At 65.2% G+C, this 12,560-nt stretch carries 12 protein-coding genes; 1 reads left to right on the top strand and 11 read right to left on the bottom strand.

What is annotated here, in order from left to right; genetic code table 11:
* Positions 1 to 36: 36 nt before the first annotated feature.
* The 6 genes from rimI to glmS all read right to left on the bottom strand — a co-directional run bounded on the left by rimI (position 37) and on the right by glmS (position 6,835).
* On the bottom strand, positions 37 to 441 hold the full coding sequence (rimI, locus tag JZY06_RS05375) for a ribosomal protein S18-alanine N-acetyltransferase (RefSeq protein ID WP_207278753.1): 405 nt from the start codon (positions 439 to 441) through the stop codon (positions 37 to 39).
* Positions 442 to 685: 244 nt separating this feature from the next.
* Complete coding sequence (gene tsaB, locus JZY06_RS05370; protein ID WP_207118935.1) at positions 686 to 1,390, bottom strand: tRNA (adenosine(37)-N6)-threonylcarbamoyltransferase complex dimerization subunit type 1 TsaB; 705 nt, start codon at positions 1,388 to 1,390, stop codon at positions 686 to 688.
* Positions 1,391 to 1,469: 79 nt separating this feature from the next.
* Positions 1,470 to 1,967, bottom strand: a complete 498-nt coding sequence (tsaE, locus tag JZY06_RS05365) for a tRNA (adenosine(37)-N6)-threonylcarbamoyltransferase complex ATPase subunit type 1 TsaE (RefSeq protein ID WP_207118933.1) — start codon at positions 1,965 to 1,967, stop codon at positions 1,470 to 1,472.
* A 233-nt stretch (positions 1,968 to 2,200) separates the two neighbouring features.
* Positions 2,201 to 3,322, bottom strand: a complete 1,122-nt coding sequence (gene alr / locus JZY06_RS05360; protein ID WP_207118931.1) for an alanine racemase — start codon at positions 3,320 to 3,322, stop codon at positions 2,201 to 2,203.
* A 192-nt stretch (positions 3,323 to 3,514) separates the two neighbouring features.
* The gene (locus JZY06_RS05355; protein ID WP_207118929.1) at positions 3,515 to 4,966 is read right to left on the bottom strand and encodes an NAD(P)H-hydrate epimerase; all 1,452 of its coding nucleotides are present in this window, start codon (positions 4,964 to 4,966) and stop codon (positions 3,515 to 3,517) included.
* Between the two features lie 6 nt (positions 4,967 to 4,972).
* Complete coding sequence (gene glmS, locus JZY06_RS05350; protein WP_207118926.1) at positions 4,973 to 6,835, bottom strand: glutamine--fructose-6-phosphate transaminase (isomerizing); 1,863 nt, start codon at positions 6,833 to 6,835, stop codon at positions 4,973 to 4,975.
* Positions 6,836 to 7,014: 179 nt separating this feature from the next.
* Here glmS and JZY06_RS05345 point away from each other — a divergent pair, with 179 nt between their 5' ends.
* Positions 7,015 to 7,851, top strand: a complete 837-nt coding sequence (locus tag JZY06_RS05345; protein ID WP_207118924.1) for a dienelactone hydrolase family protein — start codon at positions 7,015 to 7,017, stop codon at positions 7,849 to 7,851.
* Between the two features lie 93 nt (positions 7,852 to 7,944).
* On the opposite strand, the gene JZY06_RS05340 is transcribed toward JZY06_RS05345, so the two are convergent.
* The 5 genes from JZY06_RS05340 to rplM form a co-directional block, all read right to left on the bottom strand.
* Positions 7,945 to 8,271 (bottom strand): hypothetical protein, encoded by a 327-nt coding sequence (locus JZY06_RS05340; protein ID WP_207118922.1) that lies wholly within the window; start codon positions 8,269 to 8,271, stop codon positions 7,945 to 7,947.
* Complete coding sequence (locus tag JZY06_RS05335; protein ID WP_207118920.1) at positions 8,265 to 10,382, bottom strand: hypothetical protein; 2,118 nt, start codon at positions 10,380 to 10,382, stop codon at positions 8,265 to 8,267. The genes JZY06_RS05340 and JZY06_RS05335 overlap by 7 nt, the downstream gene beginning before the upstream one ends.
* A complete protein-coding gene (locus JZY06_RS05330) occupies positions 10,379 to 10,684 on the bottom strand; it encodes a hypothetical protein (protein WP_207118918.1) in 306 nt (101 codons plus the stop codon). The genes JZY06_RS05335 and JZY06_RS05330 overlap by 4 nt, the downstream gene beginning before the upstream one ends.
* Positions 10,685 to 11,712: 1,028 nt before the next feature.
* Positions 11,713 to 12,246: a 30S ribosomal protein S9 gene (rpsI, locus tag JZY06_RS05325; protein WP_207118916.1), complete on the bottom strand. Its 534-nt coding sequence runs from the start codon at positions 12,244 to 12,246 to the stop codon at positions 11,713 to 11,715.
* Positions 12,243 to 12,560, bottom strand: a 318-nt coding sequence (gene rplM / locus JZY06_RS05320) for a 50S ribosomal protein L13 (protein ID WP_242516657.1), incomplete at its 5' end; no start/stop codon positions are given. The genes rpsI and rplM, both read right to left, overlap by 4 nt.

Here is a 12,560-nt window from a genome sequence, read left to right as displayed (position 1 = left end):
ACCCGCCCCGGCGGGCGCCGGATGTCGTCCCCCAATCTAGACCGCCGGTCTGACCATTGTGAAAGCGTCCGCCCCGGAAGGCTGGTAATAGTTTTTCCGCACCCCCGCGATGGTGAAACCGAAACTGCGGTACAAGGCGATGGCCGGATCATTGTCGCAGCGCACCTCCAGATACACCGGACCATGGGCCTTCTCGGCGATGTGCACGGCATGCCCCATGAGCCGTCGGGCCAGGCCCCGCCGCTGGTAGGCCGGGTCACAGCCGATGGTGAGGATCTCGAATTCGGGGTCGTTCCGCGGGCCGCGGATACCGATGCCCAGATAGGCCACCAGCATCCCGTCACAGTCACAACCGAAATAAGCGGAGACGGGACTGGCAAGTTCCCGGTGGAACATCCGTGCCGTCCAGGGGCTGTCGCCCGCAAACAGCACCTGCTCCATCTCCGCCAGGCGCCCGGCGTCCTCCGGCAGAAGTGATCGCAGCCCATGGTTGTCTTCTCCACTCACAAGCGACCAATCTAGCCTGCCCGCACCCGGCGACAACCCGCCGATCCCCCCCGGCCGCCGCCGGGCACGGCCGCAGCGGGGATCCCACGGGTCCGCGAAGACAGCCCGCGCCCCGGCGGAAGAACTTTTTTAAGCCTCAGGCCAGCGGTCACCATCCGGGTGTGGTTGTTGGCTGCTGTCACATCCGCGGCGGCAGGGCCGGTGACGGTGGCCTGGGGGCCGGTTCTTTCGCGTCCGGCCGACGCAGGTACAGCGGGACCAGGGGCTGCGGATCAGCGCAAAGATCGGCCACCCCGACCAGGCCGGCGGCGGTGGGGTGGGCGTCGGTGACCCGGCGGCTGTCAACCAATCCGCCGAGGCTGTCGCGCAGCGCCGCCGGGACGGAGACGACACTGATCTCGTCGACGGTGGCGCGCCCCAGGGTGTCGGCCACAGCGGCCGGGGCGGTCACCGACGGGCCGCTGATGCGCCTGTCGCCGCGGTAGCAGGCCCAGTACAGTTCCCGGCGGCGGGCGTCGGTGGCGATCAGGCGGACACAGTCCGGATCTTCGCCGCTGTCCGCCGCAGCCACCGCGGCGTTGATCGCATCCAGGGAACACACCCCGTAAACCGGAATGTCCAGGGCGTCGCCGAAGGCGGCGGCGGTGGCCATGCCCACCCGCAGGCCGGTGAAAGGACCCGGCCCGCAGCCGGTGACAATGGCGTCCAGGTCGGCAAGGCGCACCCCCTTGCCGGCCACCAGGTCCATGACCAGCGGCACCAGCTGCTCATTGTGGCGCCGGCAGTCGGGAACAACCGCTTCGGCGCCAAAGCAGCGGTCGTCGGTGTCAACCAGTCCGGCCACCAGTGTCGGGGTGGAGGTGTCAAGCGCAAGAATCAGCACGCCCACCACTTTACGCAGCCGCCCCCGCGACCCCGGCTGACAGCCCGGTTGTGCGGCGCAAGGCGCCGGCCCGCCCCGCTCAGCCGGTGTGTTTGCGCTGCCAGGAGATGATGCGGGCGTGGGAATCCGGATCGGCCACCACCGCGGTTGTGCGGTCGAAGGTGACCAGCCAGTAGCTGTCGGTGATCTGTTCGACCAGTCCCCCGCCCCATTCGGCCACCACCACCGCATCCATTAAATCGGTGTCCAAATCCAGCGAATCCAGCGCCCCGACCGGGTCGGTGCCGCCGCTGTCACCGTCACCGATCAACCGGTAGGCGTCCACATGGATCAGCTCCGGGCCGCCGACGGTGGAGCGGTGCTGCCGGGCGATGACAAACGTCGGCGAGGTGACTTTGCCCCGCACCTGCAGCCCCTCGGCGATGCCCTGGGTGAAGGTGGTTTTCCCCGCCCCCAGCGGCCCGTCCAAAATCACCACATCCCCGGCGGATAAACCGGCGGCGAACTTTTTCCCCAGCTGCCTGGTGTCGGTGGATGTTTCACAGCGGCTGGTGTGGGCGGAGGGACAATCCTGCATGTGCGTATCCAGTCTTTTTCGTTTCAGTGCCCGGGGCACCGGGGCGGACGGGGAGCGAAGAAAAAAAGGGGGACATGTTTGCCACCCCCTTCCCGTCCGGTTCCCGGGGGCGGGTCGTCGGGGCCGGGCGGCTGCCCCCGGCCAGAATACCCGTCGCCGGAAAACGTTCCTGCCGCACCGGCCCGCAACCGTCGGACAGGCGGCACCGGTGGCACCTTTTTCTTTGCCCGGGCCTAGCCTTCGCCGGTGCCGGTGAAGGTGCGTTTGACCCGGCCGTGCGGGGAACAGATGATCTCGTAGTTGATGGTCTGGGTGCGTTCGGCCAGTTCCGTGGCGGTCATCTCCCCGTTGGTGCCGGGCCCGAAAATCACCGCTTCCGCCCCGGCGGACACGGCGTGTTTGTTCTCCCCCAGCCAGATGACGAACTGGTCCATGCACACCCGGCCGACCTGCGGGTAGCGGTAGCCGCCTATGGACACATCCATGTGGTCCTGCCAGCGCCGCATAATCCCGTCGGCGTAGCCTGCGGCCACCACCGCGGTATAGCCGTCTTCCGGTGCGGTCCAGGTTCCCCCGTAGGACACCGGCGCCCCGGCGCGGATCGGTTTGACCACCGTGATCCTGGCCACCAGGCTCATCGCCGGAATGAGTTCGTGGGTCGATCCGTCCAGCGGTTCCAGCCCGTAGAGCACCAGTCCGGGGCGGACCATGTCGAAAAACAGGTCTGTGCGGCTTAAGGTGCCCGGTGAATTCGCCAGGTGGTTGACCGTGGGGTGCAGCCCCGCCGAGCGGGCGGCCTGCAGGGCACGGCGGAAGGCGGACACCTGAATGTCGTTGAAGGGATGTTCCGGGCGATCACCCAGTGCCAGGTGGCTGAAAATACCGGTGACATCGATACGGGAACCGGCGCCGGCCAGCATGCGGAACACCGCCAGCCATTCATCTTCCACCACCCCGGAACGGCCCAGACCGGTTTCCACTTTCACCGACACCCGGGCTTTCAGGGACGCCATTTTGGTGGCGGTGACCACGGCCCGGGCATGCGGCGGGGAGGACACCCCCAAATCGATACCCATCTCAATGGCGCGCACGATATCCTGCTCGGGGCGCCAAATCCAGGCCAGGATCGGCTTGTCGATACCAGCCCCACGCAACGCGAAAGCCTCATCAAGGGTGGCCACACCGAACTGGTCGGCGCCGTTGGCGGCCATCACCCTGGCGCATTCCACAGCCCCGTGGTTGTAGGCGTCGGCTTTGACCACACACATCAGCTTTGCCGGTGCGGCCACCTTTTTGACGGTGCGCACATTGTGTGCGATGGCATCGAGGTCGATGCGCTGTTCAAGCAGGTCCATGTGGGCTATTCTGCCACCGCACCGGCAGGCGCGCCGCTTTTAGGACACACTGCCAAATTTAAGGTTTGGATAGCCCAAAGATGCTGTCACCGCTGTTCAAAGCCTATTTTTGAAACTGTCGGCACGTGTCCGGGCAGGATGTGGCCCACCCTGTGGGCCACACACCGGGGTGGGGTGGTGCGACCCGGCGTGTCACCGGTTGTCTGCGGCCACCTCCCGCAGCACGGCGGTCACCGCCCGCGCCAGATCACCCGCCGGGGCCGGTCCCCGCAAACTCTTCGACGCCTGGGCGTGCAGCTTCGCCGCCAGGGCCACACTCATCGGCTCCGCCCGGTGGGCAATCGCCGCACCGATCATGCCGGCCAGCACATCACCGGAACCGGGGGTGGCCGCCCACGAGCATTCGGCGTCGACCAGGAAAGCCTCGGCGGCGGTGGCCACCACCGTCACCCGGCCTTTCAACAGCACGCAGCAGCCCAACTGTTCGGCGAGTTTGCGGGCCGCCCCAATCCGGTCACGGCCCGGTTTCCGGCCGACCAGGCGGGCGTATTCACCGTCATGCGGGGTCAGCACAGTCAGATGCTGCCGGGCGGCACAGCGGTGGCGCAGCTGCTCGTCCCCCGCCAGTTGGGTCAGTGCATCAGCGTCAATGACCAGCGGGGTGTCCCGGTCGATCAGCCATTCCAGTTGATCGTCCCCCACCCCGGCCCCCGGTCCGGTGACCCAGCAGTCCACCTGCCCGGCACTGTCCACCGTGGGGGAGGTGACCACTTCCGGATGCGTGGCCAGCACCCGGTCCCGGCACTCACCGGCGTAACGCACCATCGGCGAGGTCGCCCGCACCGCGCCGGTGACAGCCAGCACCGCCGCCCCGGGATAGGCGGCCGATCCGGCGTGCACACCGGTGACCCCGCCGGTGTATTTGTTCGACAATCGGCCGGGCACCGGCCAGTCAACCAGGTCGGAGGAGGTCACCACCCGGGCCCACGGCGGCACATGCGACAGCTGCTGATCAATGCCCAAACCCACGCACACCACTTCACCGCAGTACCCCCCGCCGAGCACATGCGCGGGTTTCCGGGCGCCGAAAGTCACCGTCACATCGGCGACCACCGCATCGGAATGCTTGTGCCCGGTCATCGGATCCACCCCGGAAGGAATGTCAACCGCCACCACCGGGCATTGTTTGTGGCCCGCCACCACAGCCGCGGCCACCGCCGCCGGCCCGCGCAAACCACCGGTGGCACCGATACCGACAATGCCGTCGATGATCAGATCGGCCGCCGCCGCATCCGCCACATCAAACGGCGCCTCACAGCCGGATCCTTTCCGCCTGACATGGCCCAGGGCGTCCAGGGCCGGTTGGTGCACGGATGGTGAGGTGGTCCACACGGTGATCTGGGCGCCGCGTTTTTTCAGCTCTGCCGCGGCATAGAGCGCATCCCCGCCGTTGCCGCCGGAACCGGCCAAAACCAGCACCCGGGCACCGGAGGGCCCGTTGATTCTGGTGTGTTTGAGTACCCGCACACAGCTGCAGGCCACGGCGAAAGCCGCGTGACGCATCAGCGTCTCCCCCATGCGTGCGACAAGCGGAAGCTCCGCGGTACGGACCGCCTGCGGGGTGTGGACCGGATACGGGCACATCGTGTTCTACTCCACCGTCACCGATTTCGCGAGGTTGCGCGGCTTGTCAATGTCCTCATTCCCGCACTGGCGGGCGATTTCCGCGGCCAAAAACTGCAGCGGAACCGTCGCCAGCAGCGGCTGCATGATCGACGAGGTCTGTGGAATCCTGATCAGCCAGTTGGCGTAGGGTTCCACCGCATCATCGCCCTGTTCGGCAATCACAATGGTTTTCGCGCCGCGGGCACGGATCTCCTGGATATTGGAGACAATCTTCGAGTGCAGCACCTTCACCCCGCGCGGCGAGGGAACCACCACCACCACGGGAAGATCATCCTCGATCAGGGCGATCGGGCCGTGTTTGAGTTCCCCGGCCGGGAACCCCTCGGCGTGGATGTAGGCCAGCTCTTTAAGTTTCAGCGCCCCTTCCAGGGCAACGGGAAAACCGACCCCGCGGCCCAGAAACAGCATGGTGCGGATCGCCCCGAGTCCCCGGGCAATGTCCAGGCACTGCTGTTCACAGGTCAAAAGCGCCTCGATTTTCGCCGGGATGGCTTCCAGCTCCGCCCAAATCTCCCGGATCTCATCCGGATATTTGGTGCCCCGCTCCTGGGCGAGTGCCAGCCCGACAATGTAGTTGGCCGCCACCTGCGCCAGAAACGCTTTGGTCGAAGCCACCCCGATCTCCGGGCCGGCATGGGTGTAGAGCACCGCATCGGCTTCCCGGGGAATCTGCGCCCCGTTGGTGTTGCACACCGCCAGGACTTTCGCCCCCTGCTCTTTGGCGTGGCGCACCGCCTCCAGGGTGTCGGCCGTCTCCCCCGACTGCGACACCGCCACCACCAGGGTGCGGGAATCCAGCACCGGATCCCGGTAGCGGAATTCGCTGGCGACCTCGATTTCAACCGGCAGCCGCACCCAGTGTTCGATGGCGTATTTGGCCAGCAGCCCCGAATGGTAGGCCGACCCGCAGGCCACCACGTAAACCTTGTCGAAGCTGCGCATGTCGGCGCCGGTGAGATTCTGTTCGTCCAACAGCACCCGGTTGCCGTCGAAATGCCCGGCCAGGGTGTCCCGCACGGCGGCCGGCTGCTCATGGATTTCCTTGAGCATGAAAGAGTCGTAGCCGCCTTTTTCCGCGGCAGCCAAATCCCAGTCGATGGTGAAATCCCGGCCGGTGATCGCCCGGCCCGTGAAATCCATGATCTCGTGTCCGTCGGCGGTGATCCGCACCACCGAATCCTGTGTCAGCTCCACGGCATGGCGGGTGAATTCGATGAAAGCGGCCACATCAGAGCCGAGGAACATCTCACCGTCACCCACCCCGACAATCAGCGGGGTGGAACGGCGGGCGGCAATAATCTCCCCGGGCCGGTCGGCGTGCATGAACAAAAGCGTGAACGCCCCCTCCAGGCGGTTGATCACCGACAGCACACTGGCCAGGAAATCACCTTTGTTGTCCCCCTGGTTGAACTCCCGCGCCAGCAGATGGCAGGCCACCTCGGAATCGGTGTCGGATGCCAGCTCAACGCCCTGGGCGGTAAGTTCGTCGCGCAGCACAGCCGAATTCTCGATGATGCCGTTGTGCACGATGGCCGCTTTGCCGTCGGCACTGACATGCGGATGGGCGTTGGCGTCGGTGGGCCGGCCATGGGTCGCCCACCGGGTATGCCCGATACCGGTGTGCCCGGACAACGTCTCAGGGCCGACCTGCTCAATCAGATCAGTGAGATTGGCCAGCTTCCCGGCCCGTTTGCACACCTCAACACGGCCGCTGTCGGCCACCGCCAGACCGGAGGAATCATAGCCCCGGTACTCCATGCGCCCCAGCGCGTCGACAATGACATCACGGGCATCACGCGGCCCGACATAAGCGACAATTCCACACATGACCCAGAGCCTATCGCATGATCTGAACCACGACGGTCACAGCAGGTGGGGCAACCATTGTTTTCACACCCCGCAAACCCCCAATCAAGGGGGTGAAACAGCATCTGCCGCACACCCCGATCACTGCTGCGGGGTGACGGTTCCTGCCGATCCTCCCCCATCCACTATCCTGTGGAGATGTGGCTGGAAATCTGAAAAAACACTTGTCCGCTCTCAGCAGAAGAGGCCCCCACCGGGTCCTGGTCGGCGACCTCGACTACGTCGGTCTTCCCGGGAAAATCTATGTGCCCGCCAAAGGCAACGGCATCCCCGGCGTGGTCTTCGGCCACGACTGGCTGACAGGCATCAACAACTACCACCGCACCCTGCGGCACCTGGCCAGCTGGGGCATCGCTGTTGCGGCACCCGATACCGAACTGAACACTTTGGCCGACCACCGCTGTTTTTCCGCCGACATGGACACCTGCCTGCAGGTGCTGGCCGGAGTCAAACTCGGCGAAGGCAATGTCACCGTCTCCCCGGGCAAACTGGGCCTTGTCGGCCACGGCATGGGCGGCGGCTGCGCTGTCCTGGCCGCCGCCGGGCGCGACACAGTCACAGCCGTGGTCCCCATTTTCCCCGCCGCCACCTCCCCGAAAGCCGAGATGGCGGCCCGTAAAGTAACCGCCACCGGGTTGGTGATCGGCTCCGGGCAGGACAATCTCTTCGATGCCGGAAACCCCGCCAAACTGGCCTACAAGTGGGGCGGGACCTGCCTCTACAAAGAAATCGACAACGGCAACCAGTGGGGTTTTTCCGAAAACCTCGGCCGTAAACTCCTGCTCGGGCTGGGCCTGCCGCAGTACAGCGCCCAGGAAACCATCCGCGGCCTGGTCACCGGATTCCTGCTGCACCAGTTGGATGAACAATCCAAATACAAGGCATTTTCCGATCCGGAAGCCACCGGCAAACACATCGCGGTCTTCAGTGACGAAGAGATCAAAGACAAAGCCGATCTGGAAGCGGTCAAAAAGTAGCTGTTCCCCGCGCCCCAGTCCGGCCCCGCCGCCACCCCGCCCTTTGGGCGGGATGGCGGCTTTTGTGTTGTTGCTTTCGTCCCCGCCGGCGGCTCAACCATAGATACTGCCGATCGGCCCGCGGCGGGGCCGCCGGCCGGGCGCCGGTTGAGCCGCCGCCTGGCCCCGCGCCCCACCGTCACCCGGCCGGGCACCCGACCCGAGCAGCGGCCCCATCTGGTGGCGTGTGTCGGGTGCGGGGCGCGCCGGGCCGGTGTCCCGGGCCGGCTTGGACGCGGTGCGCCGGCGGGATTCTTCTTCAATGGCCCGGCTGACTTTGGCCACTTCTTTTTCCACCAGCTGATCGAAATCCCGCATCCGTTTGGTCAGCCGGGATTCAAAATCGGCGAGGAAGGAATCGAATTCTGAGCTGCTCACCACGCACCGGCCTTTCTGACCTTCACATCCGCACCAGCGTGATCGTCGTCGCTTCCGGCGGGTTGACCGGCCGGGGCGGGAGTGCACACCACAGGCTGGTTCGGTTGTCCCGGCTGCGGCCCGGGCCGGGTGGCCACGGCGGGCTGCGGTGCCGGTGCCGGCTGCGCTGCAGGTGCCGGTGCCGGCTGGGGTGCCGGGGCCGGCGCCGGGGCCGGGGCAGGTTCTGGTGGTGTGGCCGCCGCCGGTTCCGGGGCGGAGGCGGGACAGTCAGCCACGGGTGGCGCCGGGGGTGGCGGCGGCGGGGCGAACGTGTCGATGAACTGCTGGATTCTTTCCGGCAGATGCTGGACAAAATCGTTGATGCCCGCCGTCAGCAAAGAGATACCGACTGTTCCCACCAGGCCGGTGACGATCTCGGTGATAAATCCGTCCGGCAGAAGATCATCGAAAAAGCCAGTGATCTCACCGAAAAGACCCGTCGACCCGGACGATCCCTGCTCGCTGCCGCTGTCGCCGTCACCGGTGTCGGAATCCCGCGAATCCGGTTCCACCCGGTCTGCACTGTCCGGTTCCTCCCGGGGGTTGTCTGCTGACGGGTTGTCACCGTCAGTGTCCACCGGCGGAGTGTGCGGTTCACCGCTATCCCGGCCGTGGCTGTCACCGCAGCCGCAGTGACCGTCTTTCCCGTCCCCGGATCCGCCGTTTTTGCCGCTGGATGCCGGTGTCTGGGTACCGGGCTGACCGGCGGGTGTTGTCGGTATCCCGCAGACATTTTTCCCGGTAGCCGCCGCCGCGGAGCCGGGTGCCGCCGGGACCGGGGTGCCGGTTGCCGGGGGAACGGCTGCACCCGGATTGCCGGGTGTTCGGTTGGTGACGGTCCGGTTGCCGCAGTCGGCGGTGCCGGTGCCGTTGGGGCTGGTGGAAATGGGGTCTTTGATTCCGTCGTTACCGCCACCCGACTGGGCGTGGGTTTTAGCATCGGTGATTGTTCCGGGACGGGTGTTCTGCGGGCACGGCTGTGCCCCGCCACCGGGGACAGCGCCACTGCCCGCACCGGCAGGGGCTGATCCTGCTCCCCCACCACCGGGAGTTGCTCCCGGCGCCGGTGTCCTGGGGTTGGATCCGCCTGGTGTGCTGTTGTCCGACCCGGTCTGGTTGTCATTCGGACCGCATGTGCCGGGGGCTGCACCGCCGCCGGGGCCTACTGCCTGCGGGCCGGTCGACGGATTGTGATTCCCGCCATCGCCCTTGTCCTCCGGCGGTGTGCAGGTATCCCCGGGATCATGGTGGCCGTTTGCGTCATCCTTGCCGTCTGTACCGTCCTTGCTGTCTGTGCACTCTTTGTTTTCTTTACCGTCTTTGCCGTGTGTGCCGTTGTCGGCGGGCGGATGGCACGGATCTTCCGGTTCCGGCGGTGGAGCGGGTTTGGATTTCCCGGGGGTACATTCGAGGTCGTTGTCCAAACCCCGCGGGGTGTCCGGATTCAGTTCGCTGAGGACTTTTTCCAGCTCCCGGATCACGTCGTCCCACAGATCGGACAGATTGGTGTCCCGGTCGTTGAGCAGCATCATCACCAGCGGACCGACCTGGTCGAGCAGAAAAGCCGCGGCCATAAAAGCCACTTTCGCCTGGGCGGGCATGACCGGGGAAAGAACATTGGCCGCATGAACCAGACCGGTGATCGTGGTGTAGGCGCTGCGGACGATACCGCTGATCGCCCCGAGACATTCCTTGTCGATGGCACCGGCAATATAGGCCGCGTCACAGGTTCGGTCAGCGGCTTTCTGTTTCCGGTCGTGGTTGTTGACCAGGTCGTCGAGGAAACCACCCAACAGATCGATCGCCAGTCCGGGAAGAAAACCGCGGGCGCCTTTGGCCATCCGTCTTCCCAGCCGGTGGATGCGACGCATATTGCCGGGCCGGGTGGCTTTTCTGGCGGACGCGGCCACGACCTCCGGCTGCAGGCCGTCGGTGGCGTGAAGACGACTTCCCAATTGCCCCGGGCCGATGGCCGGCCCGGGATAGGACGCCCCGAACAATGACCCCTGCAGGGCCGCCACCGACCGGCCGTAGTCGGCGAGAATGTTTTCTTTCAACTGCATCGTGTCGCTCATCGGGTTGTATCCGTCCGGTATCCGTCGGCATTGAGCCGGTCCTGGTTGACGTGGGCATCGACCTGTCTGCCGAAGGTTCGCCCGGCGGCAGCCAGCAGATCGTATTTTCGGCAGGTGTCGTCGTGAATCATCTCCAGCAGCTGGCTCACCCGGGCCGAGGTGTGGCTGTATTCCTGCCCCAACGCCCCGGCCGGAAGATTGGGCCGTTCGCTCTGGTGAAGGTTGAGTTCCTCTTCCGCGGCGGCGGCGAATCCGGCTGCCGCCCGGTGCTGCTGCGCGGGATCGAAGTCGAGTGTGAACATGGTGCTTTGTGGTTGCCGTCTTTCAAATGTTGTGTCCGACGTCATCCACCGCGGGCAACGGGGATGGACCGCTGGGACAAGGCCCCTTCCCCAAAGAGCACTGTGAATGTGTGCCTGGTTGATGGTGTCGGTGCTGTGGTGTGGCGGGTTTTTCCCGGTGTCACAGTTGTTGGACTGGTATCTCCCGCGGGTGGTTCCATATCCCCAGCACCCACCCGACCCCAGCGCCCCTGAAAACCCGAAAAAACCCGCTGTGAACAGTCATTTCCATACTGACTGCACAGCCGGCGTTGCCACCCCCGTTTGCGTCGAAGCCGCCAGGTGGACAGGCATTTCCCACCTCCCATATCCCACCGGGACCGGACTGCGGATAAGCATCGGCGCATCCGTCGCAGTTGCAGAAGGCGGGCCGTCAGTGAGCCGACGACTTTCAGGAATCTGTACGGTGCAGTGTCAGATCAATGAATCAGAGTGGGGAATGAAAAATAGGTGGATTCAATGATCGGATGCCCCCTAGCAAGTGTTAACCGTTGTCCCGCATGCCCGGATGCAGTTGCCGTGGTACCGGTGTTTTCTACCGCCATGCTGTGAGTTTCGCCAGCCTCGATGTTTTTGGCCGGACCGTATCGTCACGGTCGTGCATACCGGGGGCTGTAACGCCTGGCAAGACTCGGCCCTGTCACGGAAGCGGCTCCAGGAACGAGCCAGACAATTGCCCCCCACACCATCCGTATTCTGCTGCAGCATTGTGCACCGAAATACCACCATGTCGTGGACAGCGGCGTTACCTGTTGACGACGTATCCAACAGCATCCCACCACTGAAAACCATCACTGGTTGCTGTGTCCACCATCAGTTGCACACTGCAACGGGGAAAACCGGAGGGACGACCAACAATACGCACGCAAAAGAAAAACCGGCTGTTCGCCCGGGACAAAGCCCAGGGGAACAGCCGGTGAAAACCGGTGGCACACGGTATAAGCGTGCCGGTATGTGGTTTTTTGGTTGGTGGTAAGTCCGTTGCCGACTTAGCGCTTCGAGTACTGCGGTGCGCGGCGGGCCTTGTGCAGACCGGCCTTCTTGCGCTCCACGGCACGGGCGTCACGGGTGAGGAAGCCGGCCTTCTTCAGGGCCGGGCGGTCCGCATCGCTGAACGCGTTGAGCGCACGGGCGATGGCCAGGCGGAAAGCACCGGCCTGACCGGTCGGGCCGCCACCTTTGAGGTTGGCGACAATGTCGAACTGGCCTTCCCGGTCCACCAGGAGCAGCGGGGCTTTGATCAGCTGCTGGTGCAGCTTGTTCGGGAAGTACTCCTCCAGGGTGCGGCCGTTGCAGATGAACTTGCCGGAACCCTGGGTCATGCGGACACGCACGATGGCGCGCTTACGGCGGCCGACGGTCTGGATCGGGTGATCCAGGGTCAGCGGCTCAGCGGCGACGGTCTCGGTTTCCTCGACCTCGGGAGCGACAGCGTCACCGATGGTGGAGGTGAATTCCTCGGTCGCGGCCTGGGCGGCGGCGATGTCCTCGGAGGTTGCGTTGTTGTTGTTTTCTTCGGTCACTGGGCCACCTGCTTGATCTCGTAGTTAACGGGCTTGCGGGCACCGTGCGGGTGCTCGGGTCCGGCGTAGACCCGCAATTTCTTGATCGCCTGACGGGACAGTTTGTTGTGGGGCATCATGCCCTCAATTGCCTCGGCGACAACCCGCTCGGGGTGCAGTTCCATCGACCGGCGCAGCGACATGGTCTTCAGACCACCCGGGTAACCGGAGTGGCGGTAACGCATTTCGCGGTCGCGCTTGTTCGACGAGATGTGAACCTTGTCGGCGTTGATGACGATAACGTGGTCGCCGCAGTCGACGTTCGGTGCGAACTG

This window comes from Corynebacterium mendelii (assembly GCF_017307055.1).
Taxonomy (GTDB): Bacteria; Actinomycetota; Actinomycetes; order Mycobacteriales; family Mycobacteriaceae; genus Corynebacterium; species Corynebacterium mendelii.
The sequence above is the reverse complement of the archived record's forward strand: the minus strand, read 5'-3'. Positions and strand labels throughout refer to the sequence as shown.

Excerpts from the sequence above, each read along its gene's own strand:
- glmS (WP_207118926.1), bottom strand. The coding sequence starts at position 6,835 with ATGTGTGGAATTGTCGCTTATGTCGGGCCGCGTGATGCCCGTGATGTC.
- alr (WP_207118931.1), bottom strand. The coding sequence starts at position 3,322 with ATGGACCTGCTTGAACAGCGCATCGACCTCGATGCCATCGCACACAAT.
- JZY06_RS05330 (WP_207118918.1), bottom strand. The coding sequence starts at position 10,684 with ATGTTCACACTCGACTTCGATCCCGCGCAGCAGCACCGGGCGGCAGCC.
- tsaE (WP_207118933.1), bottom strand. The coding sequence starts at position 1,967 with ATGCAGGATTGTCCCTCCGCCCACACCAGCCGCTGTGAAACATCCACC.
- JZY06_RS05335 (WP_207118920.1), bottom strand. The coding sequence starts at position 10,382 with ATGAGCGACACGATGCAGTTGAAAGAAAACATTCTCGCCGACTACGGC.
- JZY06_RS05355 (WP_207118929.1), bottom strand. The coding sequence starts at position 4,966 with ATGTGCCCGTATCCGGTCCACACCCCGCAGGCGGTCCGTACCGCGGAG.
- rimI (WP_207278753.1), bottom strand. The coding sequence starts at position 441 with ATGGAGCAGGTGCTGTTTGCGGGCGACAGCCCCTGGACGGCACGGATG.